19 protein-coding genes are annotated in these 23,495 nt (G+C 55.6%); 10 read left to right on the top strand and 9 right to left on the bottom strand.

Features of this window, described 5'->3' with window-relative positions; translation table 11 throughout:
* Positions 1-77 precede the first annotated feature (77 nt).
* From DK261_RS21950 to rpmH, 9 genes are all read right to left on the bottom strand, one after another.
* Complete coding sequence (locus DK261_RS21950) at positions 78-950, bottom strand: ParB/RepB/Spo0J family partition protein (protein ID WP_009051699.1); 873 nt, start codon at positions 948-950, stop codon at positions 78-80.
* Positions 951-959: 9 nt separating this feature from the next.
* Positions 960-1,757, bottom strand: coding sequence for a ParA family protein (locus DK261_RS21945; protein WP_009051700.1), 798 nt, complete (start codon positions 1,755-1,757; stop codon positions 960-962).
* Positions 1,758-1,775: 18 nt separating this feature from the next.
* Positions 1,776-2,420 (bottom strand): 16S rRNA (guanine(527)-N(7))-methyltransferase RsmG, encoded by a 645-nt coding sequence (rsmG, locus tag DK261_RS21940; protein WP_009051701.1) that lies wholly within the window; start codon positions 2,418-2,420, stop codon positions 1,776-1,778.
* Positions 2,417-4,309 (bottom strand): tRNA uridine-5-carboxymethylaminomethyl(34) synthesis enzyme MnmG, encoded by a 1,893-nt coding sequence (mnmG, locus tag DK261_RS21935; RefSeq protein WP_009051702.1) that lies wholly within the window; start codon positions 4,307-4,309, stop codon positions 2,417-2,419. The genes rsmG and mnmG overlap by 4 nt, the downstream gene beginning before the upstream one ends.
* Positions 4,310-4,907: 598 nt before the next feature.
* On the bottom strand, positions 4,908-6,278 hold the full coding sequence (gene mnmE, locus DK261_RS21930) for a tRNA uridine-5-carboxymethylaminomethyl(34) synthesis GTPase MnmE (RefSeq protein ID WP_009051703.1): 1,371 nt from the start codon (positions 6,276-6,278) through the stop codon (positions 4,908-4,910).
* Between the two features lie 91 nt (positions 6,279-6,369).
* Positions 6,370-8,052 (bottom strand): membrane protein insertase YidC, encoded by a 1,683-nt coding sequence (gene yidC / locus DK261_RS21925; RefSeq protein ID WP_103330787.1) that lies wholly within the window; start codon positions 8,050-8,052, stop codon positions 6,370-6,372.
* Positions 8,053-8,054: 2 nt separating this feature from the next.
* Positions 8,055-8,300 (bottom strand): membrane protein insertion efficiency factor YidD, encoded by a 246-nt coding sequence (yidD, locus tag DK261_RS21920; RefSeq protein ID WP_080921994.1) that lies wholly within the window; start codon positions 8,298-8,300, stop codon positions 8,055-8,057.
* Positions 8,293-8,694 (bottom strand): ribonuclease P protein component, encoded by a 402-nt coding sequence (gene rnpA, locus DK261_RS21915; protein ID WP_016703950.1) that lies wholly within the window; start codon positions 8,692-8,694, stop codon positions 8,293-8,295. The genes yidD and rnpA overlap by 8 nt, the downstream gene beginning before the upstream one ends.
* A gap of 16 nt (positions 8,695-8,710) precedes the next feature.
* Positions 8,711-8,845: a 50S ribosomal protein L34 gene (rpmH, locus tag DK261_RS21910; RefSeq protein WP_003213577.1), complete on the bottom strand. Its 135-nt coding sequence runs from the start codon at positions 8,843-8,845 to the stop codon at positions 8,711-8,713.
* Between the two features lie 567 nt (positions 8,846-9,412).
* Here rpmH and dnaA point away from each other — a divergent pair.
* From dnaA to DK261_RS21860, 10 genes are all read left to right on the top strand, one after another.
* Positions 9,413-10,933 (top strand): chromosomal replication initiator protein DnaA, encoded by a 1,521-nt coding sequence (dnaA, locus tag DK261_RS21905; RefSeq protein WP_009046208.1) that lies wholly within the window; start codon positions 9,413-9,415, stop codon positions 10,931-10,933.
* A 38-nt stretch (positions 10,934-10,971) separates the two neighbouring features.
* Positions 10,972-12,075 (top strand): DNA polymerase III subunit beta, encoded by a 1,104-nt coding sequence (dnaN, locus tag DK261_RS21900; RefSeq protein WP_009046209.1) that lies wholly within the window; start codon positions 10,972-10,974, stop codon positions 12,073-12,075.
* A 20-nt stretch (positions 12,076-12,095) separates the two neighbouring features.
* Positions 12,096-13,199, top strand: a complete 1,104-nt coding sequence (gene recF, locus DK261_RS21895; RefSeq protein ID WP_007924472.1) for a DNA replication/repair protein RecF — start codon at positions 12,096-12,098, stop codon at positions 13,197-13,199.
* Between the two features lie 4 nt (positions 13,200-13,203).
* On the top strand, positions 13,204-15,621 hold the full coding sequence (gene gyrB, locus DK261_RS21890) for a DNA topoisomerase (ATP-hydrolyzing) subunit B (protein ID WP_007924471.1): 2,418 nt from the start codon (positions 13,204-13,206) through the stop codon (positions 15,619-15,621).
* Positions 15,622-16,578: 957 nt separating this feature from the next.
* Entirely contained in the window at positions 16,579-17,217 is a 639-nt protein-coding gene (locus tag DK261_RS21885; protein WP_110176355.1) for a TnsA endonuclease N-terminal domain-containing protein, read from the top strand.
* Positions 17,198-19,150 carry a DDE-type integrase/transposase/recombinase gene (locus DK261_RS21880; RefSeq protein WP_110176353.1) on the top strand — a complete coding sequence of 651 codons (1,953 nt, stop codon included), beginning with the start codon at positions 17,198-17,200 and terminating at the stop codon, positions 19,148-19,150. The genes DK261_RS21885 and DK261_RS21880 overlap by 20 nt, the downstream gene beginning before the upstream one ends.
* A 3-nt stretch (positions 19,151-19,153) precedes the next feature.
* Positions 19,154-20,095: a TniB family NTP-binding protein gene (locus DK261_RS21875; RefSeq protein WP_110176351.1), complete on the top strand. Its 942-nt coding sequence runs from the start codon at positions 19,154-19,156 to the stop codon at positions 20,093-20,095.
* Positions 20,096-20,178: 83 nt separating this feature from the next.
* The gene (locus DK261_RS21870) at positions 20,179-22,014 is read left to right on the top strand and encodes a TniQ family protein (RefSeq protein ID WP_158286945.1); all 1,836 of its coding nucleotides are present in this window, start codon (positions 20,179-20,181) and stop codon (positions 22,012-22,014) included.
* A 72-nt stretch (positions 22,015-22,086) separates the two neighbouring features.
* The gene (locus DK261_RS21865; RefSeq protein ID WP_110176347.1) at positions 22,087-22,452 is read left to right on the top strand and encodes a histone-like nucleoid-structuring protein, MvaT/MvaU family; all 366 of its coding nucleotides are present in this window, start codon (positions 22,087-22,089) and stop codon (positions 22,450-22,452) included.
* Positions 22,453-22,955: 503 nt separating this feature from the next.
* Positions 22,956-23,474: an Hcp family type VI secretion system effector gene (locus DK261_RS21860; protein ID WP_009041653.1), complete on the top strand. Its 519-nt coding sequence runs from the start codon at positions 22,956-22,958 to the stop codon at positions 23,472-23,474.
* The last annotated feature ends 21 nt before the right edge of the window (positions 23,475-23,495 follow it).

Here is a 23,495-nt window from a genome sequence, read left to right as displayed (position 1 = left end):
CAGAGTATAGGGGCGGTTCAGCCCCTATTCAACTGCCGGGTAGTGATTTCCGACTGCACGCTACATGAGGAAATGTTTCAGCGGATGTGTGCAAGGACGCCTTGAAGCTCATCGAGGGAGTTATACCCGATGACCAACTGACCTTTCCCTTTCTTTCCGTGACGAATCTGCACCGCAGAGCCTAGGCGCTCGGCCAGGCGCTGCTCCAGGCGCGCGATATCCGGGTCGGGTTTGACGGGTTCGGCAGGCTGCTGTTTGCCACTGAGCCACTGGCGAACCAGGGCTTCGGTCTGGCGTACGGTGAGGCCACGTGCGACAACGTGTCGCGCCCCTTCAACCTGTTGATTTTCCGGCAAACCCAGCAAGGCGCGGGCATGACCCATTTCCAGGTCGCCGTGGGACAGCATGGTCTTGATCACTTCAGGCAAAGCGATCAGCCGCAACAAGTTGGCTACGGTGACGCGGGACTTACCCACAGCCTCGGCAACCTGCTGCTGAGTCAGCTGGAATTCCTGCTGCAGGCGCTGCAGGGCAACCGCTTCCTCGATGGGATTGAGATCTTCGCGCTGGATATTCTCGATCAGCGCCATGGCGATGGCGGTTTCGTCCGGCACATCGCGAACCATCGCCGGGATGGTTTCCTGGCCCGCCTGCTGGCTGGCGCGCCAGCGGCGTTCGCCGGCGATGATTTCAAAACGGCCGGAACCGATCGGACGCACCACGATCGGCTGCATCACGCCCTGGCTCTTGATCGAGCTCGCCAGTTCTTCCAGTGCCTGTGGGTCCATGTCCCGGCGCGGCTGATACTTGCCGCGCTGGATCAGGTCCAGTGGCAAGTGTTGCAACTCGCGTACGTCGGCTTGAACCGCTTGTTCTTCCAGTGCGCTGACAGTAGGACCACTCAACAGTGCATCCAGTCCACGTCCGAGACCTCGTTTCTTGACGGCCATGGGGATTCCTTAAGTTGGCTGGGCAGCGGCTGCGCGTGAATTTTTCCGTTGCCGACGAACCATCTCGCCAGCGAGGGCCAGATAGGCGATGGCACCGCGGGACTGTTTGTCGTAGGCCAACGCCGGCATGCCATAACTGGGGGCTTCCGCCAGACGGATGTTGCGCGGGATCACCGTGTCGTACAGCTGATCGCCGAAGTGTTCCTTGAGCTGCGCGGAAACATCGTTCATCAGGCTTAGCCGCGGGTCGTACATGGTCCGCAGCAAGCCTTCGACCTTGAGATTCGGATTGAGCAATTCGGAGATGCGCTTGATGTTATCCACAAGGTCGCTCAGCCCTTCGAGGGCAAAGTACTCGCACTGCATGGGGATAATCACCCCATCGGCGGCGACCAAGGCGTTGAGCGTGAGCATCGACAGCGACGGTGGGCAGTCGATCAGAATGTAATCGTAGTTTTCCCGGATCGGCGCCAGGGCGCTGCGCAGACGGCTTTCCTTCATCTGCATTTCCAGCAGAACGACTTCCGCGGCGGTCAGGTCGCGGTTCGCCGGCAGCAGTTGATAACCGCCGTGCTCGGAGTAGTGCATGGCCTGGGCCAGATCGCACTCGCCGATCAGCAGGTCGTAGACCGAATTTTCCAGGCCGTGTTTATCCACACCGCTACCCATGGTGGCGTTGCCCTGTGGATCAAGATCGATCAACAGCACCCGGCGCTTGGTAGCAACCAGCGATGCTGCGAGGTTGATGCAGGTGGTGGTCTTGCCCACACCACCTTTCTGGTTCGCTATCGCGAATACCTTAGCCATTCTTGCTTGTGTTCCCAATCATGCCGTGCGGCGCAGTATCAGCAGATGGCGTTGGCCTTGGCAACCGGGTACGGCCAGGGCGTGTTCGCTATCGAGGTGGAAGTCTGCCGGCAATGCTACCAGCTCATCGGCGGGATGAACGCCCTTCATTGCCAGCCAACGTGTATCGCGGTCGCCGAGGTGGCGAGTCCAGTTGGTGAAGTTCTCCATGCTGCTGAACGCCCGGGAAATGATCCCGTTGAATGGCTGCTGCGGTTGGAAAGCTTCGACACGACTGTGGATAACATTCAGGTTATCCAGCTTCAGTTCCAGTTTGACCTGGGTCAGGAAGCGGGTTTTCTTGCCATTGCTGTCCAGACAGGTCACTTGCGAGTCCGGAAACAGGATAGCCAATGGAATGCCCGGCATCCCGCCGCCGCTGCCCACATCCAGCCAGCGACCGTTTTCGATGAACGACATCACACTCAGGCTATCGAGCAGATGACGCGAGACCATTTCATCCGGATCGCGCACGGCGGTCAGGTTGTAAGCCTTGTTCCATTTGATCAACAAGGCCAGATAACCCAGCAGCAATTCGTGCTGGGCTTCTGTCAGGTTGACACCGAGTTGGCGAGCACCTGTGGATAACTCTTCTGCATGTTGCGAGGTGACCTGCGAACTCAAGCGCTTTGCTCCAACTGACGGCCCGCGCCGCGTTTTTTCAAGTGAATCATCAACAGGGAAATCGCCGCCGGTGTAACGCCCGGGATCCGCGAAGCCTGGCCCAGGGTTTCAGGACGCGTGGCGCCGAGCTTGCTCTGGATCTCTTTCGAGAGGCCGGAAATGGTGCTGTAGTCGATATCCACAGGCAGCTTGGTGTCCTCGCTGGCCCGCAGACGAGCGATTTCGTCCTGCTGGCGATCGATGTAGCCAGCGTACTTGGTCTTGATCTCGACCTGTTCGGCAACCTGTGGATCTTCTGCGCCCTGCCCGGTCACTGCGACCAGACCAGCGTAGTCGATTTCCGGACGGCTCAGCAGATTCAGCAAGTTGTACTCATGGGTCAGCGGCGTGCCGAACTTTTCGGCGATCGCATCGCCCTGTTCGGTGCCCGGGCGAACCCAGGTGCTTTTCAAACGCTGTTCTTCCTGGGCAATGCCTTCGCGCTTCTTGCAGAACGCGGCCCAACGGACATCGTCGACCAGACCCAGTTCCCGACCTTTTTCGGTCAGGCGCAAGTCGGCGTTGTCTTCGCGCAGGATCAGGCGGTATTCGGCACGGGATGTGAACATCCGATACGGTTCCTGGGTTCCCAGGGTAATCAGGTCGTCGACCAACACACCGATGTAGGCCTCGTCGCGACGTGGGCACCAGCTGTCTTTGCCCTGCGCGCGCAGTGCGGCGTTGGCACCGGCGAGCAACCCCTGAGCGCCGGCCTCTTCGTAGCCGGTGGTGCCGTTGATCTGGCCGGCGAAGAACAGACCACCGATCACCTTGGTTTCCAGGCTGTACTTCAGGTCACGCGGATCGAAATAGTCGTACTCGATGGCGTAGCCAGGGCGCACGATGTGGGCGTTTTCCATGCCACGGATCGATTGCACGATCTGCAACTGCACATCGAACGGCAAGGATGTGGATATCCCGTTCGGGTACAGCTCGTGGGTGGTCAGGCCTTCCGGTTCGATGAAGACCTGATGGCTTTCCTTGTCGGCAAAGCGATGGATCTTGTCTTCGATCGACGGGCAGTAGCGCGGGCCGATTCCCTCGATCACCCCGGAATACATCGGCGAACGATCAAGGTTGGAAGCAATGATCTCGTGGGTACGGGCATTGGTATGGGTGATCCAGCAGCTGACCTGCCGCGGATGCTGCTCTTTCGAGCCCAGGAACGACATCACCGGAATCGGCGTATCGCCCGGTTGTTCGGTCATCACCGAGAAATCCACGGAACGACCATCGATACGCGGCGGCGTGCCGGTTTTCAGGCGGCCGACACGTAGCGGCAATTCACGCAGCCGATGGGCCAGGGCGATCGAAGGTGGATCGCCGGCGCGACCGCCGGAATAGTTCTGCATCCCGATGTGGATAAGTCCACCGAGGAAAGTACCGGTGGTCAACACCACGGATTCGGCGAAGAAACGCAGGCCCATTTGGGTCACTACGCCGCGAACCTGGTCCTGTTCGACGATCAGGTCATCCGCCGCCTGTTGAAATATCCACAGGTTCGGCTGGTTTTCCAGGATTTCGCGGACAGCGGCCTTGTACAGGATGCGGTCGGCCTGGGCACGGGTAGCCCGCACGGCTGGGCCTTTGCGGCTGTTCAACACCCGAAACTGAATACCACCTTTATCGGTAGCCATGGCCATCGCGCCGCCGAGGGCATCGATTTCTTTGACCAGATGACTTTTACCGATCCCGCCAATCGCGGGGTTGCAGCTCATCGCTCCGAGGGTTTCCACGTTGTGCGTCAGCAACAGGGTTTTTGCCCCCATGCGTGCTGATGCAAGTGCTGCCTCGGTACCGGCATGACCGCCGCCGATGACGATCACTTCAAAACGGGAAGGGAAATCCACCACGCACCTCGTGCCTGCTTATATGGGTAAAAAAGGATGGGTTCTTGGGATAACGGACAAGTATAGGGTCTTCGCCCTTCCTAAAGAACCCTTTGCACAAAATTTAACCAGCTGTGGATGACTCACGGACAATAGAAATTAAAAAGAAAGAAATTTATTAAATCTTTGTTTTTATGTTTATTCTTAGGCACCGACCTATCTGTGGATAGATTCATACAGCCCTTTGTTTTCAATGTGTACAGTGATTCAAAAGTCTGTGGTTAGGTGGCAACGAGGCCCTTGGATAACCGGTGTAAGCCTGTGGATTAAAGTGATGCTTATCCACAGAGCGGGTTTTCCTCAGTTTTGACGCTCTGTTATCAACTGAGCCTAAGGGCAGTTATTCACAGGGCTTAATCCACAGAAAAAAGGCTCAGCCGACCAAAGGGCGCCCACGAGAAATCCACCGAAGCGCTCGATGGCGCCCGGCAAACTCGGAAATGGTGGGAAGTACAAAGGATTGCAGGAGCGGGTTCGCCCGTGATGTCGGGCAGAACATCGCTACTGAGCATCACGAGCAACCAAGCCGCTGAACGGCTGCTCCTACAGGAAGATGGGGTTATTTACCGATACAGAAGCTGGAGAAAATCCGGCCCAGCAGGTCGTCCGAGCTGAAAGCGCCGGTAATTTCTCCCAGGGATTGCTGGGCTTGACGCAAGTCTTCAGCCAGCAGCTCGCCGGCGCCGGCCAGGGTCAATTGCGAACGCCCGTGTTCAAGTGCCTTACTGGCGTGGTGCAGGGCTTCCAGGTGACGCCTGCGTGCACTGAAGCTGCTTTCGGACGTCTGCTCGTAACCCATGCAAGCCTTGAGGTGCTCACGCAGCAACTCCAGGCCCTCGCCTCCTGCCTTGGCACTGAGGCTGATAGTCACGTGGCCATCGTCGCTGACTTCCAGGGCAATCGCTTCGCTGGTCAGGTCGGCCTTGTTACGGATCAGCGTAACTTTCGCCGGATCCGGCCGCTGTTCCAGGAACTCCGGCCACAGGGCAAAGGGGTCCAGCGCTTCCGGCGCCGTGGCATCGACTACCAGCAGTACGCGGTCGGCCTCGCCAATGGCCTTGAGGGCACGTTCCACACCGATCTTTTCCACCTGGTCTTCGGTATCGCGCAGTCCCGCGGTATCCACAACGTGCAGCGGCATGCCGTCGATGTGGATATGTTCGCGCAGCACGTCCCGGGTAGTGCCGGCGATCTCGGTGACGATGGCCGCTTCGCGTCCGGCCAGGGCATTGAGCAGGCTGGACTTGCCGGCATTCGGCCGACCAGCGATAACCACGGTCATACCGTCACGCAGCAAGGCGCCCTGCCCGGCTTCGCGGACCACGGTGGATAACTCGTCGCGCACGGTGTCGAGCATCTGCAGCACATGGCCATCGGCCAGGAAGTCGATTTCTTCCTCGGGAAAATCGATGGCCGCCTCGACGTAGATGCGCAGCGCGATCAATTGCTCGGTCAGGTTATGCACACGCTTGGAGAACGCTCCCTGCAAAGAGCGCAAGGCATTACGCGCGGCCTGTGCGGAACTGGCCTCGATCAGGTCGGCGATGGCTTCGGCCTGGGCCAGGTCGAGCTTGTCGTTGAGGAAGGCGCGCTCGCTGAATTCCCCCGGCCGGGCCAGGCGACATCCCAACTGCAGGCAGCGCTGCAGCAACATATCCAGGACGATCGGACCGCCGTGGCCCTGAAGTTCCAGTACGTCTTCGCCGGTAAAGGAGTTCGGCCCCGGGAAATATAGGGCGATCCCCTCGTCCAGGACCTCGTCCCGATCGCTGAAAAACGGCCCGTAATGAGCGTAACGCGGTTTCAGCTCGCGGCCGCTGATGGCCTTGGCGGCGACGCTGGCCAGTGGTCCGGAAATACGCACGATGCCCACACCACCACGCCCCTGGGCGGTGGCGACGGCTGCGATGGTTTCACGAGGGACATTCATAACCCGCTCCAGACATAAAGAGGCAGACAAAAGTGACAGATAGCAAAACGCCCCACTAGGGGGCGTTTTGAGTGGTTATCCACAGAGTAGGTCAGGCCGCTGCTTTCTTGGTAGCGGCTTCGATCTTACGTGTGATGTACCACTGTTGTGCGATCGACAGGCAGTTGTTCACAACCCAGTACAGCACCAGACCGGCCGGGAACCACAGGAAGAAGAAGGTGAAGATGATTGGCATCATTTTCATCACCTTGGCCTGCATCGGATCCGGAGGAGTCGGGTTCAGCTGCTGCTGGATGAACATGGTGGCGCCCATGATGATCGGCAGGATGAAGAACGGATCCTTGATCGACAGGTCGGTAATCCACAGCATGAATGGCGCCTGGCGCATTTCCACGCTTTCCAGGAGTACCCAGTACAAGGACAGGAACACCGGCATCTGCACGAGGATTGGCAAGCAACCACCCAGCGGATTGATCTTCTCTTTCTTGTACAGCTCCATCATGGCTTGCGACATTTTCTGCCGGTCGTCGCCATGTTGCTCTTTCAGAGCCGCCAGTTTCGGCGCCACCGCACGCATGCGCGCCATGGATTTGTAGCTGGCCGCCGACAGCGGGAAGAAGATCCCCTTGATCAGCATGGTCAGGAAGATGATCGACCAGCCCCAGTTACCCACAATGCTGTGGATATGTTGCAGCAGCCAGAAGATCGGCTGGGCAATGAACCACAGAATGCCGTAGTCAACGGTCAGTTCCAGGCCTGGGGACAACTCTTTCAGAACGGCCTGGCTCTTCGGACCGGCGTACAGAGTGGCGGTGGTTTCAGCCTTGGCACCAGGTGCAACGGTCAGCGCCGGGCCAGTGAAACCGATGATGTAGTTGCCTTGGTTGTCCTTGCGGGTCTGCACCACGTTGCTTTCGTTCTTCGCCGGGATCCAGGCGGTCACGAAGTAGTGTTGCAGCCAGGCAACCCAGCCACCTTGCACGGTTTCTTTCAGCGAGCCCTTGTCGATATCTTTCATCGACACTTTTTTGTACGGCTCGGAACTTGTCCACAGGGCAGCGCCCAGGTAAGTCGCGGTGCCGGTAGCGGTGCTGGAAGAAGGATCGGAGCTGGCATCGCGTTTGAGCTGGGCAAACAGGTTGCCAGTCCAGGCCTTGTCGCTGGTGTTGTCGATCAGATAGGTGACTTTCAGATCGTACAGACCGCGGGTAAAGGTGAAACGCTTGATGTAGTTGACGCCGGCGTCGCTGAATTTCAGGTCGACATTCAGCTGGTTCTGGCCGTCAGCCAGTTGATAAGTCTTTTTCTCGGCCGAATAAACCGGGCGTCCTGCAGGACGAGCATCCGGACCGTTGACACCGGTCAGGCCGCTTTGCGCCAGATAAGTACGTTCGCCACCGTTATCGAACAGTTGGAACGGAATTTCCGGATGGTCCTGGCGACGTGGATACAGCGGCAGCTTCAGCTGGGCGATATCACCACCTTGAGGATCGATAGCCAGATCGAGCACATCCGTTTTTACCTGGATGAGGTCTTTGCTTGCCGCTACCGGAGTTTCGGTAGGGGTGCTGGTATCGGTATTCGCGCTGGGTACATCGGCACTGGCGGAAACATTGTTACCAACAGGCGTATCCGGTAGAGCCGGGGTGGCGGTGTTGGCAGCAACATTCTGAGTCGGCAGGGCAGCCTGGCCATAATCCTGGTTCCACTTAAGAACCATGACGTAGGACACGATTGCCAGGGCGACGATCAGGATCGTGCGTTTAATATCCATGATTACTCGGCCATCGAAGAAGAACGGGAGGTAGGGATAGGTGGAACCGGGTCATAACCACCGGGATTCCACGGATGACAGCGACCTAAACGACGAAAGGTCAGCCAGCCACCGCGCAGAAGGCCATGATTTTCGATGGCTTCATACGCGTAGCAGGAACAGCTGGGGTAGAAACGACAGTGATTGGCCATCAAAGGACTAATGGCATAGCGGTAAAACTGGATCGGAACGAGTGCCAGTTTACGCATTGGTACTGTCTACCCCTACAGTTTCGGTTTTGACTGCTGGTGCCGGCTTGTTACGGGCCAGACGCTTCCAGAGCTTGTCGAAATGCTGAATCAATTCGGGGTTTTCTACATCGCCCAAACCTTTGCGCGCGACGATAACGATGTCCCAGCCGACCAGAGCATCCTGGTTCAGGCGAAACGATTCGCGCATCAGACGTTTGAGGCGATTGCGCTCAACGGAGAGCTTGACGCTCTTTTTTCCGATAACCAGCCCCAGACGGGGATGATCCAGATCGTTGTTGCGCGCAAGGAGCAGGAGATTTTTCCCCGGAACCTTGCCGGTAGGGGAGTCAAAGACTGCCTTGAAATGCCGGGGGGTAAGCAGACGCTTTTCCCGACTGAAGTCCTGACTCACCTCCAGTGCCGGAGTATCAAACTGCCAGACGCGCACGACCTTTGGCGCGACGACGCGACAGGACGGCACGACCGTTCTTGGTAGCCATGCGAGCACGGAAACCGTGGGTACGAGCGCGTTTGATAGTGCTTGGTTGGAAAGTACGTTTCATTGTCGTGTTACCTGGTTCGTCCACAACGGGCCGGAATGGCCCCCGTTTTAAGAGATCGGCGATTCTAGAGAAAGCAAGCCTCTAGGTCAATTTCCAACCAGCTTTTCCTTTATCTGGGTATGTCCGCCTCTGAGGCTGAAGAACCGGGTCAGCCAGATATAAAAATAAAGAAGGGAATTATTTAAAGCTTTTCTGTAAAGCTTATAAAGGCTAGGGACGTCCCTGTCTGTGGATAACTACATTGAGCCCTTATAGGACGTGCTGTACAGAGAATGACAACACTGTCGAGAAACGGTGCTTTGCCTGTGCTGCGCTATCGGAAAAGCTGTGTGTGGAAAGGCGAGTTATCCACAAGCGGGTTATCCACCGATTTTCGCCCCCAGTTGTGCAATGCCCTTAGGTGTGGTTATCCACAGAGCTTATGCACATACCATTGGTCGTGTTTTTTCGGGATAAAGCGTTGATTCATAGTGGCCTGCGATCAACCTACATGTGGATAAGTGTGCGTCTGGTCGTTACAATGGCGGCTTGTTTTTGCCTCACCGGCTTTCAACTTAGGGGATATCCGTGTCAGTGGAACTTTGGCAGCAGTGCGTGGAGCTTCTGCGTGATGAGCTGCCTGCCCAGCAATTCAACACTTGGATCCGTCCGCTACAGGTCGAAGCCGAAGGCGACGAGTTGCGTGTATACGCACCGAATCGTTTTGTTCTCGATTGGGTCAACGAAAAGTACCTGGGCCGCGTGCTCGAGCTGCTGGATGAGCATGGCAATGGCATGGCGCCGGCGCTTTCCTTATTAATAGGCAGCAAACGCAGTTCCGCTCCTCGTGCGGCACCCAATGCTCCGCTGGCCGCCGCGGTTGCCTCTCAGGTTCAGCAGGCAGCAGCTGCCGCCCCGGTCGCTGCCCCGGCTCCAGCCGCACCGAGCAAACCGGCGACCCAGAAAGTCGCCGAAGTCAGCGAAGAACCCTCTCGTGACAGCTTCGACCCGATGGCGGGGGCCAGCTCGCAGCAGGCTCCAGTGCGCGCCGAACAGCGCACCGTTCAGGTGGAAGGTGCGCTCAAGCACACCAGTTACCTGAACCGCACCTTCACCTTCGAAAACTTTGTGGAAGGTAAGTCCAACCAGCTGGCCCGCGCCGCGGCCTGGCAGGTAGCCGACAACCCCAAGCATGGTTACAACCCGCTCTTCCTTTATGGGGGCGTAGGTTTGGGTAAGACCCACTTGATGCACGCTGTGGGTAACCATCTATTAAAGAAGAACCCGAATGCCAAGGTTGTGTACCTGCATTCCGAGCGCTTCGTGGCTGACATGGTCAAGGCGCTGCAACTCAACGCGATCAACGAATTCAAGCGCTTCTACCGTTCGGTGGATGCGTTGCTGATCGACGATATTCAGTTCTTCGCTCGCAAGGAGCGTTCCCAGGAAGAGTTTTTCCATACCTTCAACGCCCTGCTCGAAGGCGGCCAACAGGTGATTCTCACCAGTGACCGCTATCCGAAGGAGATCGAAGGCCTGGAAGAACGCCTGAAATCGCGCTTCGGCTGGGGCCTGACGGTGGCGGTGGAGCCACCGGAACTGGAAACCCGCGTCGCGATCCTGATGAAGAAAGCCGACCAGGCCAAAGTCGAACTGCCTCACGATGCGGCGTTCTTCATTGCCCAGCGAATTCGTTCCAACGTGCGTGAGCTGGAAGGGGCGCTCAAGCGTGTCATCGCTCACTCGCACTTCATGGGGCGCGACATTACCATCGAGCTGATTCGCGAATCGCTGAAGGACCTGCTGGCCCTGCAGGACAAGCTGGTCTCTGTGGATAACATTCAGCGCACTGTCGCCGAGTACTACAAGATCAAGATCTCCGATCTGCTGTCCAAGCGGCGCTCGCGTTCTGTCGCGCGTCCACGCCAGGTGGCCATGGCCTTGTCCAAGGAACTGACCAACCACAGCCTGCCGGAAATCGGCGATGTGTTCGGCGGCCGCGACCACACCACGGTCTTGCACGCATGCCGCAAGATCAATGAACTTAAGGAATCCGACGCGGACATCCGCGAGGACTACAAGAACCTGCTGCGTACTCTGACCACTTGATGACTCCAGCGCAGCTTATTAAGGCAAGGGACTAGACCATGCATTTCACCATTCAACGCGAAGCCCTGTTGAAACCCCTGCAACTGGTCGCCGGCGTCGTCGAACGTCGTCAGACCTTGCCGGTACTTTCCAACGTGCTGTTGGTTGTCGAAGGCCAGCAACTGTCGCTGACCGGTACCGACCTGGAAGTCGAGCTGGTCGGTCGCGTGCAGTTGGAAGAGCCGGCGGAGCCAGGCGAAATCACTGTCCCGGCGCGTAAGCTGATGGACATCTGCAAGAGCCTGCCGAACGACGCCCTGATCGACATCAAGGTCGACGAGCAGAAGCTGGTGGTCAAGGCTGGCCGTAGCCGCTTTACCCTGTCCACCTTGCCGGCCAACGACTTCCCGACTGTGGAAGAAGGCCCGGGCTCGCTGACCTGCCAGCTGGAGCAGAGCAAGCTGCGTCGCCTGATCGAACGCACCAGCTTCGCCATGGCCCAGCAGGACGTGCGCTACTACCTCAACGGCATGCTGCTGGAAGTCTCCGCCGGCATCATCCGTGCCGTGGCCACCGACGGTCACCGCCTGGCCATGTGCTCGATGCAGGCCGATATCGGTCAGCCGGATCGTCACCAGGTGATCGTGCCGCGCAAAGGCATCCTGGAACTGGCCCGTCTGCTCACAGAGCCGGATGGCAACGTCAGCATCGTGCTGGGCCAGCACCACATCCGCGCTACCACCGGCGAGTTCACCTTCACTTCCAAGCTGGTCGACGGCAAGTTCCCGGACTACGAGCGTGTGCTGCCGAAGGGCGGTGACAAGCTGGTGCTGGGCGACCGTCAGGCGCTGCGCGAAGCTTTCAGCCGTACTGCGATCCTGTCCAACGAGAAGTACCGTGGTATCCGTCTGCAACTGGCCAACGGTCAGCTGAAAATCCAGGCCAACAACCCGGAGCAGGAAGAGGCGGAAGAAGAAGTAGGCGTGGAATACAACGGCGGTTCGCTGGAGATCGGCTTCAACGTGAGCTATCTGCTCGACGTGCTGGGCGTGATGACCACTGAACAGGTACGCCTGATCCTGTCCGATTCCAACAGCAGTGCGCTGGTGCAGGAATCCGACAACGACGACTCGGCCTACGTTGTCATGCCGATGCGCCTGTAATCATGCTCAGCAGAAGCTAGATGTCCCTCAGTCGCGTCTCGGTCACCGCGGTGCGCAATCTGCACCCGGTGACCTTCTCCCCCTCCCCCCGCATCAACCTCCTCTACGGCGCCAACGGCAGTGGCAAAACCAGCGTGCTGGAAGCCATCCACTTGCTGGGGCTTGCTCGCTCGTTTCGCAGTGCCCGTTTATTGCCGGTGATCCAGTACGAACAACTCGCGTGTACGGTGTTCGGCCAGGTCGAGCTGGCGGAAGGAGGACACAGCAGCCTGGGCATATCTCGCGATCGCCAGGGTGAATTCCAGATCCGCATCGACGGGCAGAACGCCCGCAGTGCCGCGCAGCTGGCGGAGATCCTGCCCCTGCAGTTGATCAACCCGGACAGTTTCCGCTTGCTGGAAGGCGCACCCAAAATCAGGCGCCAGTTCCTCGATTGGGGCGTGTTCCACGTGGAACCCCGCTTCATGTCAACCTGGCAGCGCTTGCAGAAGGCCCTGCGGCAGCGGAACTCATGGCTGCGGCATGGTACACTTGACGCCGCTTCGCAAGCAGCCTGGGATAGGGAACTGTGTCAGGCCAGCGCTGAAATTGATGAATACCGCCGCGCTTATATCAAAGCCTTGAAACCAGTCTTTGAGCGGACCTTGAGCGAGCTGGTAGAGCTCGAGGGCTTAACGCTTAGCTATTACCGTGGTTGGGATAAAGAGCGAGAGCTCAGTGCAGTGCTCGCGACATCCCTCCATCGTGATCAGCAAATGGGTCATACCCAGGCCGGCCCCCAACGTGCTGATTTGCGTCTCAGATTGGGCGCACACAACGCTGCGGACATCTTGTCCCGCGGTCAGCAGAAGTTGGTGGTCTGTGCCTTGCGGATCGCCCAGGGGCACCTGGTCAGCCAGGCCCGGCGCGGTCAGTGTATTTATCTGGTGGATGACTTGCCGTCCGAGCTGGACGAGCAGCATCGCCGCGCACTTTGTCGCTTGTTGGAAGACTTACGCTGCCAGGTGTTCATCACCTGTGTAGACCACGAATTATTGAGGGAAGGCTGGCAGACGGAAACGCCAGTTGCCCTGTTCCACGTGGAACAGGGCCGTATCACCCAGACCCACGACCATCGGGAGTGAAGGCATGAGCGAAGAAAACACGTACGACTCGAGCAGCATTAAAGTGCTGAAAGGTTTGGATGCCGTACGCAAACGTCCCGGTATGTACATTGGTGACACCGACGATGGCAGCGGTCTGCACCATATGGTGTTCGAGGTGGTCGATAACTCGATCGACGAAGCTCTGGCCGGCCATTGCGACGACATCAGCATCATCATCCACCCGGACGAATCCATTACCGTGCGTGACAACGGTCGCGGCATCCCGGTAGACGTGCATAAAGAAGAAGGCGTTTCCGCGGCCGAGGTCATCATGACCGTACTGCACGCCGGCGGTAAGTTCGACGATAACTCCTACAAAGTATCCGGCGGTCTGCACGGTGTGGGTGTGTCGGTAGTGAACGCCCTGTCCGAAGAACTGGTCCTGACCGTTCGCCGCAGCGGAAAGATCTGGGAACAGACCTACGTTCACGGTGTGCCTCAGGCGCCTATGGCGATCGTCGGTGACAGCGAAACCACCGGTACCCAGATTCACTTCAAGGCTTCCAGCGAGACCTTCAAGAACATCCATTTCAGCTGGGACATCCTGGCCAAGCGGATTCGTGAACTGTCCTTCCTCAACTCCGGTGTCGGTATCGTTCTGAAAGACGAGCGCAGCGGCAAGGAAGAGCTGTTCAAGTACGAAGGCGGCCTGCGCGCGTTCGTTGAATACCTGAACACCAACAAGACTGCGGTCAACCAGGTGTTCCACTTCAATGTGCAGCGTGAAGACGGCATCGGCGTGGAAATCGCCCTGCAGTGGAACGACAGCTTCAACGAAAACCTGCAGTGCTTCACCAACAACATTCCGCAGCGCGACGGCGGCACCCACCTGGTGGGCTTCCGTTCGGCACTGACACGTAACCTGAACAACTACATCGAACAGGAAGGTCTGGCGAAGAAGCACAAGGTCGCCACCACCGGTGACGATGCCCGCGAAGGCCTGACCGCGATCATTTCGGTCAAGGTGCCGGATCCGAAGTTCAGCTCCCAGACCAAAGACAAGCTGGTGTCTTCCGAAGTGAAGACCGCGGTCGAACAGGAAATGGGCAAGTACTTCTCCGACTTCCTGCTGGAAAACCCGAACGAAGCCAAGCTGGTGGTCGGCAAGATGCTCGACGCCGCCCGTGCCCGTGAAGCGGCGCGTAAGGCTCGTGAGATGACCCGCCGTAAAGGCGCGCTGGATATCGCCGGCCTGCCGGGCAAACTGGCGGACTGCCAGGAAAAAGACCCTGCCCTTTCCGAACTCTACCTGGTGGAAGGTGACTCTGCTGGCGGCTCCGCCAAGCAGGGACGCAACCGTAAGACCCAGGCGATTCTGCCGCTCAAGGGCAAGATCCTTAACGTCGAGAAAGCGCGCTTCGACAAGATGATTTCCTCGCAAGAGGTCGGCACCTTGATCACTGCACTCGGTTGCGGCATCGGCCGCGAAGAGTACAACATCGATAAGCTGCGTTATCACAACATCATCATCATGACCGACGCCGACGTCGACGGTTCGCACATCCGCACCCTGCTGCTGACCTTCTTCTTCCGTCAGCTGCCGGAGCTGATCGAGCGTGGCTACATCTACATCGCTCAACCGCCGCTGTACAAGGTCAAGAAAGGCAAGCAAGAGCAATACATCAAAGACGACGACGCCATGGAAGAGTACATGACGCAGTCGGCCCTGGAAGATGCGAGCCTGCACCTGAACGAAGAAGCACCGGGCATTTCCGGCGAGGCGCTGGAGCGCCTGGTGAACGACTTCCGCATGGTCATGAAAACCCTCAAGCGTCTGTCGCGCCTGTACCCTCAGGAACTGACCGAGCACTTCATCTACCTGCCGGCCGTGAGCCTGGAGCAACTCTCCGATCACGCGGCCATGCAGGATTGGCTGGCCCAATATGAAGTCCGCCTGCGCACCGTCGAGAAGTCCGGCCTGGTCTACAAGGCCAGCTTGCGTGAAGACCGTGAACGTAATGTCTGGCTGCCAGAGGTCGAACTGATCTCCCACGGCCTGTCGAACTACGTCACCTTCAACCGCGACTTCTTCGGTAGCAATGACTACAAGACCGTCGTTACCCTCGGCGCTCAACTGAGCTCCCTGCTGGACGAAGGCGCTTATATTCAGCGTGGCGAACGCAAGAAGGCGGTGACCGAGTTCAAGGAAGCCCTGGACTGGCTGATGACCGAAAGCACCAAGCGCCACACCATCCAGCGATACAAAGGTCTGGGCGAGATGAACCCGGATCAGCTGTGGGAAACCACCATGGACCCAAGCGTACGCCGTATGCTCAAGGTCACGATTGAAGATGCCATCGGCGCCGACCAGATCTTCAACACCCTGATGGGGGATGCGGTCGAGCCTCGTCGTGACTTCATCGAAAGCAACGCCCTGGCGGTATCCAACCTGGACTTTTGATCCGTGTAGGGTCACAGAATAGTTGCGCATTTTCACAAATAAATGGTTCGGCCAGCCCCTGGGAGTTGGCCGGCCCAGACACAAATAGGCCCGCATAAGCGGGCTTTTTTTTGGGTAGAAAATGGAAGGTGATCGACCGCCTAAGCGTGGTGACAGGATCTGGGTAACGGGCGTAACGTGGAAGACGGGACCTTTAGTGAATCGGTGAGCCTATGAACGCTCAAGAATCAACGACGTTTCGCAAAGAATTTATGAAGGCGGCCCGGGAAAGCTGGGGAATGTATTGGCAGCCGCTATTTTGGCTGAAGCACAAAGTAGTATTGCTTACTCGAATCGTACGAAAGAGGATTTCTTCAAAGCATTAATACTCTCTCCAAGCATATCTATATATTTAAGTATTTTTTAAATTTTACGCGTACTTGTTAAGCGTTAAGTTGATACTTAAATATTGTGCGGAAGGTTGCCGAGGTTTCTGAGCTAATATTTGGTTTGTAAGATGTGGATTTTATTAAGTTCTTGGAATACTATTTACGACCTGCAATATCTAGGAAGAAACCGTCTAATCAATAGATTCATCAGGTTACCGAGTTTACTTAAACTGCAAATCTAGAAGCAGATAGCCACGTATTATTAGGGCTTAGAGAGTTTCTGCATAAGATTGAATCCGTACCAACCCTATTAGCTATTGAGTCAACGAGCAGAATCATGAAAAAAGGAGGTGCAGAATGTAAAAACGCGATCAAAACCCGAGGATTCTGACCGCGCTTACAAAAGCGATGTTGCTGGTGTGGTAACCGCAATTTCTGCTTTTTTTCAGCGCTTGTCAATCCTCTCCCATCATTTTGACTTAAGCGAGGCCTCTCGACGGGACAGTGTTGCCTGTCGATTGAGCCTTCGAGTCCCGCAGTGTGCTTGGTTTTCCAAGTACAGCGACGGCGCTCGTCTGAGGAGATTGCTATGCCAGTCCGTGACGTTGTTACGCGCAGTTCCTGCCACTCCAGGGGGTACTTCCCCTCCCTGAAAAATGGCCATTCCGTTGAATGGGAATCCCAGCTCGAGGGCGGTTTTTTCCGTTTACTTGAGCTATCTCCATCCGTCCGAAGCTACGAGGTTCAGCCCAGCCGAGAGAGGATCTCTGTGGGTGAGTCCATCGTTGAATACATTCCTGATATCCGTGTTTTCCTTGAGGATGGCCGTGAATGGTGGTTTGAAGTAAAGCCGGAAAAGCGGCTTCTAATCCGCCAAGTGAAGCAGAAGCTGGCCGCGGCTGAATTGCATTTCGCGGTGACCAATCGGAATTTCTCCATTGTTACGGACGCTCTGATCTGGAGTGAGCCCCGCGCGAGCAACCTGCAAAAAATCCTATATCACAGGCGCGGTCCTTGGCCTTCTCCATCCCATCAGACCGAAGCGCATTCCGAGTTGAATAAACATAAGCCCCGGTTTTTTGGGGAGGCCATTTCGATTTTTGGGGAAATGGACGCATGGCGTTTATTGGGCCTGGGCATTGTTGGTGTCGATCTTGAGCAGCCATTAACCCACTACTCAGAGGTTTTCCTCTCGGGGGGACATCGCCATGCAAACCTTTTCACTTAAGGTAAAACTAGCGGTTGTCATCAATGGCGTAACAATGTCACTCCAGCGGCGACTGGTTGACCGGCGTTTACTTTTCTTTGATGAGTTAGGCGAGCCCACTAAGTTAACTGAGGCCGAGTTTTACGCCGGTTATGAGAGGCGTGAAATCGAAATTTGTGCCGATCAACCTTACCTTGGGGAGGTTCCTTATATAAAGAACGTTGCCCCCGATCTAACTTGCTTTCCTTCCGAACATAGTAGAGAAGCCCTGCGCCGCCGTAAGTATTTGGAAGGCGTAATGGATGAGGATCAGACAATGCTTCCTAAAAAACATATTTTGCTGCAAAAGCTAAAGAGCGTTGCACAGCAACTAGGTGATGTATGCGCTCCTTCTATTTCGACTGTGAGAAGGTGGTATAAAAAATATGTAGGGAAAAATGTTGTACGGCTGGTTCCTAAACATACACAGAAGGGACGAACAAGCGTTATATCGGGTGAATTAGAGGAGCTACTACAAGATGTCATAAACACTTTTTATTTGAAGCTAGAACGCCCGCGCGTTAAGGCCGTTATTGGTCAATACCACGACATGATTAAATCGATCAACGCTGGGCGCCTCCCCTCTCAGCGGCTACCCCTACCCTGCGGGATGACCATTCGTAGGTACATTGCCAAGCTTGATTCTTACGAGGTGGATGTATGCCGTCTCGGCAAGAACGCAGCCCAAAAAAAGCATCGCGCTGCCATAGAGGTGTTCTGGGTCGCTAGTATCTTGGACCGTTGGGAGATCGACCATACCCTTCTGGATGTGCAATTAGTGGACGAAGAGACCGGGTTGGTGATCGGGCGCCCTTTCTTGACCGTCGTGCTGGATAAGTTTTCGCGCATGATCATGGGGTATCTGGTCCATCTCGCTGCGCCTAACACTGAAACGGTTCTTCGTGTCATTGAGCGCTCCATCAGGCCGAAAGCTGATTTATTGAAGCGCTTCCCGAAAGTGCGGAAAGAATGGCGAGCACATGGGTTGCCTGCACGGATCGTTCCCGACAATGCCGCTGAGTTTCATGCGGACGACCTGATCGAGGGGTTCGACGAGCTCGGTATCGAGATCATGTACCCGCGTTCCAGAGGTCCGGAAATGAAAGGTTCAGTGGAGAGGTTCTTTAGCACCCAGAACCTTGGTCTTATTCATAACCTACCGGGGACGACGTTTTCCAATATCCAGCAGCGGGGAGATTACAAGTCAGAGGAGCACGCGTGTCTCACTCTGTCTCGGCTTGAGGCCAACATCGTGAAATGGATTGTCGATGTCTACCACCAGACTCCTCACCGTGGCCTCAACGGAAGGACTCCCGCACAGGTCTGGGCTGCTGAAGAGTCCCGTCGGCTGATTCGATTGCCAGTTGATCCTGATGCCTTGGAGTGCATTCTCGCTCGCCGAAAATCGACGAAGGTGCATCATTACGGCATTGAAGTTGATGGCCATGGTTATAACTCGGCTGAACTCGCTGAATTACGAATGCGCATGAAGCCTGAGGAAAAAATCAGCGTTCGCTATCGCGATGAGGTTGGGTATGTCTGGGTGCATGACCGTTTCAGGAACGTTTTTCTGCAGGTACCTGTGAAGGATAAGCGGCTGGTCGGGATGAGTCGTGAGATCTTGAAGGCCGTAGGACAAGCACTGCGAGAAAGTGGAAACGCTAAACCCAGCTTCGAGCAGATCCATCAAGCCTATCGTGATCTCGTGGAGGATGTGGAAGAAGCGCGTCGTTCTCAAAAGCTGCGTAAACGTCGTGCTGCAGCCCGCGCCAAACTGGACAGGGAAGGTCGTACCGCGGCTACCCCTAAGGCTCCAATCGTAGCCGCTGAGCTGGAGTGGTTGGACCCGACTGTTGTGGGGGCCGCATTACCGACCTTCAAGGTTACCAGCCGTCTTCCATCCGCAGGAGCATAATTCATGAAGGCCAACGAAAAGCTCCAGGCTCCATTTTCTCTGCGCCATCACTTCATACTCAGCCCGCAGGCAGACCGAGCACTGACTCGACTGGCTGAAGTCCATGGTGATACCCGGCGCTCAGGGACTAGCAAGGGACTGGTCATCCAAGGGCCGAGCGGTGTGGGGAAAAGTACCTTGATCAAGGAGTACGTCAGGGAACTGGAATTAGCCCAAGGGAATGAGACGGAAAAGCGCCCAGTACTTGTTGTGGAAATCCCTTCCTCGCCCACCAAAAAGAATCTGGCGACTGCAATGCTGGCCGCGTTGAATGATCCCTACGCAGATGCCCGCAGCCATTCGGCAGAAACCAAATTCGCCCGAATCATCCTGCTCTTGACCAATCTGAAGGTTGAAGTCGTCGTTCTAGACGAGGCGCAGCATCTGGTTGATTACAAGCGCAACGATGCCTATGAGGCGGCAGACTGGATCAAGGGCATGATGAACAATACCAGCATCACCTTTGTTCTCGTCGGGTTGAAGAGGACTGAAGGTTTGCTCTGGGCAAATGAGCAGTTGCGGCGAAGGTTCTCGGCAACCGTTGATTACAACCGATTTGTTCTCACTGAAGCCACTTGGACCCAGTTCGCGATGCTACTCCAAGTCATTCGTGACTTGCTGCCAGTCAGGTCGATCGAGTTATCGGAAAAGCAAATGATTCGGCGGTTCCATCTTGCGTCATTTGGCTTGATTGATTACCTGATCAAGATCCTGGACCGCGCCGTTTGGTTGGTTCAGCACCGGAAATCGGAGGGCATCAGTCTCGAGGTACTTGCCGAGGCATTTCGGGATGAAGTCTGGAATGGGGCTCCTGAAGAGCGTAACCCGTTCAGTCCTGTATTCGATTTCAAGCCGTTGATTGGGGGGCATGAGCCCTTCGAAAACTTCGACGTCATTGCTGCTTGATGCTAGTTGGTACCTGGGGGAAACCCCGGGTACCAGCCGTACGCGGTGATCCTGCTGGTGTCTATTTGGAAGGAATCAGATTGATGTTTGGTCTGTTGATAAACCCCAAGCCCATGTGCGATGAGAGCCTGGTGGGTTACTTGTATCGCTTAGGTCGAAGTAATGGTCTCTTGAATGGCGAGCTAATCAAGCTGTTCAAAAAATCCAGTGATGGGCGAGTGTCTGAATGGCTGGGTGAGTTTTCCAGACCTGCCAGTTGGCCCTCGATGGCCAAAGAGATTCGCCACCCTAAAAACGACAATATGAAGGTATGGTCGGTAGCACATCCCAAATACTGTCCTGTGTGTTTGGCAGAAGCCGTTTACTGGCGTGAATTGTGGGATCTTGCGCTTGTTACTACGTGTTCAATACACAAAGTTGCGCTTCAGTATCAATGCCCGAACTGCCTGCTGAGGATCAGCTCAAGTGCCCTGCTCACCCAAAGCTGCGGCTGCTGTGGGTACTCACTCATTGAAACAAACTCTTCAGCCCCGGTTGCCGATGAGCAGCGTTTATGGATTACAAAATTACTGGAAGATCGTTTGTTGATGAATGGACGCTCATATAGGAAGGAGTTTGAACTCCTATCCTATGAACAGCTGCACATTTTAGCCATGCGTATTGGCGTGAGGAGCGTTCATCGGGAATCTCGTAAGCCTATGAAGCTAGCGGCAACTGCTTCGCTTGAAATAGCCCCTGCTTTGGCTCAAGCAGCTGGCCAGGTATTGATGAACTGGCCTCAAGGGTTTCAAGATTTATTGAGTGATCTCAGGGCTGTACTAGAAAGGGGATCAAGCTGGAAGTTGCCTACTGCGTTCGGGCCAATATATAGAGATATTTACAACGACCTGAGTGAGCCGTGCTTTGATTTTCTTCGTGCTGAATTTGAACGTTACGTTATCCAGGAGTGGGATGCTCCGTTAGCAAGAAGAAATCGCAATTTTAGCGCTATTGCCTTGCGTCAGTATCGATGGGTTTCTTTAAAGGAGGCCTCTAAAATCACAAAGTTGCCGGCGTCTTTTTTGCGTAGGATGCAAATATCTGGGGAGCTTGATATTCGAACTTTTACTTACGGCAGTGGAAAAGTCACAACGATCGTAAATATAGATCACGTCCGTCAACTGTCGCCTCGCATGCGCGACCCGCTTAATTTAAAAGAGACCGCCCATTTGCTTTGTGTGAGCGAGGGCAGGGTTCGTCAGCTCTTAAATGCGGGAATACTCAAGACTATTGGCCAGGTTCCTCACCGCGGCGAAAAGTGGTTTATCGATTTTGATTCGATTAGCTCACTCATTCCAAGGAGTTTCGGAAGCGAGTCCGGTTTAGGTTTCGTTAGCGTTTCCTATTTCGCCAGGCATTACCTGCCTACAGCTGAAGGGTTTCCCGCGTTGATGAGGGCGATACAGTCTGGTGAGGTACCGGCTGTTTGTGTGGGAAATGATAAGAGATTTTGCGTTGGAAAATGGTTGATAAACCCACTCGAAGTCAAGCATCTCAATGAAGAGATACCTCAGATGGCGGGGCATGCAGCGCAAATATCGGTCGTCGATGCTGCAAAGCTACTTGGGGTTAAACAGGAAGTGGGTTACGCCTTGGTACGCTTAGGTTTGCTACGTAGCGTGACGGTTGAATGTGGCAGGCGGGTAGCTAGGATGGTCCGTTCCAGTGCCATAAACCGCTTCAATCAAAACTATATCCTCGCCCCTGAAATGCTGACGGCGATACGGACGACTTCTTGTAAATACGTACGAGAGTACCTGAGGAGGAATGGCTTAAGACCCGTAGCAGGACCAACACTTGTGAATGCTCAGTGTCGACAGTATGTATGGAAAAGAAGTAAAAAACTTCTCACCTGCTTGGCTTTGGCGGCGGAGTACTAGGTAATTGTTAGTCGCCGCTTAGGTATACTCATGTGATAACTTTCCCCACCCATTCATCTCAAGGAGATCTCAATGTCCCGTTTGGCAGAATATCGTAAGCTCGAACAGCAACTGGCCAGTCAGCTGGCTGAGCTCGAATCAATGAAAAGTGATTCTGGCCTGAAAAAGGAAATGGAGTTTGAAAGCAAGCTTCGTGCATTACTTGGCGAATACGGTTTCAGTCTGAAGAATGTGATCAGCATCCTTGATCCTGAAGCAGGTCGCCGTATTCCTGTTGCTGCTGTGCCAAAGGTAGCCCGCAAAGCTCGTGATGTGAAAATCTACAAGAATCCGAATTCGGGTGAACTGATCGAAACCAAAGGCGGCAACCATCGTCAGTTGAAAGAATGGAAAAACGAGTTCGGTGCAGACGTTGTCGAGTCGTGGCGCACTCAGTGAGGTCCACTTGATTACAACGGTGCTGTGTGGCTAGTACTTCCCAGTTAAGCCGCCCCGATTGAACTGATGCTGCATAAAATCAAAATCCGATGCCCGAATGGGCATCGGATTTTTTATGCGACCGTTCGCTGGAACTGACTCACAAGGTCGTCCCATGTTTACTGCTCCGCTTGGGCGCTCCGACAGAGTTGATGTCTTATCGCCATGATGCGCAAGAAGTTGCGCAGTTGTTTTTCAAAAAAGCTCTCTAAAAGCGCTACAGGCCTTGTAACCAAAGGCCTCCAGCCAAGTGCGCAAGAAGTTGCGCAGTACTGCGCAACTTCTTGCGCACTTTCACTCTATTCCTTCCCCTCCCGCAGGGTACGAGAGCTCAAGAGCAACGCTACAAGCCACGGCTTATATAGCCAAATGAGATTGTGGCACGCTCCTTGATATCTATCTGGGCACCCAACCGGGCGATCCGTCCCACCGGGCACCTCTATTTTTTAGCAAGGAGAGCATCCATGGCTACACCAGCGTATATGTCCATCACCGGCACCAAACAAGGCCTGATCACCGCCGGTGCCTTCACCGCTGACTCCGTTGGCAACACCTACCAGGAAGGCCACGAAGACCAGGTCATGGTTCAGGGTTTCCAGCACGAAGTGATCATCCCGCGTGACCCGCAGTCCGGCCAGCCAACCGGCCAGCGCGTGCACAAACCCGTGGTCATCACCAAAGTATTCGACAAGGCTTCGCCACTGCTGCTGGCGGCCCTGACCTCCGGTGAGCGTCTGACCAAGATCGAAATCCAGTGGTACCGCACCTCCGCTGCCGGCACCCAGGAGCACTACTACACCACCACCCTGGAAGACGCGATCATCGTCGACATCAAGGACTACATGCACAACTGCCAGGACCCGGCGAACTCGCACTTCACCCACCTGGAAGACGTGCACTTCACCTACCGCAAAATCACCTGGACCCACGAAGTCTCCGGTACTTCCGGTTCCGACGACTGGCGTTCCCCGGTCGCGGGCTAAGTCCGGCCGACCGTTACACCC

The organism is Pseudomonas sp. RW409, from assembly GCF_003184125.1.
Lineage (GTDB): Bacteria > Pseudomonadota > Gammaproteobacteria > Pseudomonadales > Pseudomonadaceae > Aquipseudomonas > Aquipseudomonas chlororaphis_I.
Note: the sequence above shows the minus strand (reverse complement) of the source record. Positions and strands in the feature narration are given on the sequence as shown.

Bases quoted from the DNA above. Each gene is read 5' to 3' on its own strand.
- DK261_RS21870 (WP_158286945.1), top strand. From the start codon at position 20,179: ATGTTTGGTCTGTTGATAAACCCCAAGCCCATGTGCGATGAGAGCCTG.
- dnaN (WP_009046209.1), top strand. From the start codon at position 10,972: ATGCATTTCACCATTCAACGCGAAGCCCTGTTGAAACCCCTGCAACTG.
- DK261_RS21945 (WP_009051700.1), bottom strand. From the start codon at position 1,757: ATGGCTAAGGTATTCGCGATAGCGAACCAGAAAGGTGGTGTGGGCAAG.
- rpmH (WP_003213577.1), bottom strand. From the start codon at position 8,845: ATGAAACGTACTTTCCAACCAAGCACTATCAAACGCGCTCGTACCCAC.
- DK261_RS21860 (WP_009041653.1), top strand. From the start codon at position 22,956: ATGGCTACACCAGCGTATATGTCCATCACCGGCACCAAACAAGGCCTG.
- yidD (WP_080921994.1), bottom strand. From the start codon at position 8,300: ATGCGTAAACTGGCACTCGTTCCGATCCAGTTTTACCGCTATGCCATT.
- gyrB (WP_007924471.1), top strand. From the start codon at position 13,204: ATGAGCGAAGAAAACACGTACGACTCGAGCAGCATTAAAGTGCTGAAA.
- DK261_RS21885 (WP_110176355.1), top strand. From the start codon at position 16,579: ATGCCAGTCCGTGACGTTGTTACGCGCAGTTCCTGCCACTCCAGGGGG.
- DK261_RS21865 (WP_110176347.1), top strand. From the start codon at position 22,087: ATGTCCCGTTTGGCAGAATATCGTAAGCTCGAACAGCAACTGGCCAGT.
- yidC (WP_103330787.1), bottom strand. From the start codon at position 8,052: ATGGATATTAAACGCACGATCCTGATCGTCGCCCTGGCAATCGTGTCC.
- DK261_RS21880 (WP_110176353.1), top strand. From the start codon at position 17,198: ATGCAAACCTTTTCACTTAAGGTAAAACTAGCGGTTGTCATCAATGGC.
- DK261_RS21950 (WP_009051699.1), bottom strand. From the start codon at position 950: ATGGCCGTCAAGAAACGAGGTCTCGGACGTGGACTGGATGCACTGTTG.
- mnmE (WP_009051703.1), bottom strand. From the start codon at position 6,278: ATGAATGTCCCTCGTGAAACCATCGCAGCCGTCGCCACCGCCCAGGGG.
- recF (WP_007924472.1), top strand. From the start codon at position 12,096: ATGTCCCTCAGTCGCGTCTCGGTCACCGCGGTGCGCAATCTGCACCCG.
- DK261_RS21875 (WP_110176351.1), top strand. From the start codon at position 19,154: ATGAAGGCCAACGAAAAGCTCCAGGCTCCATTTTCTCTGCGCCATCAC.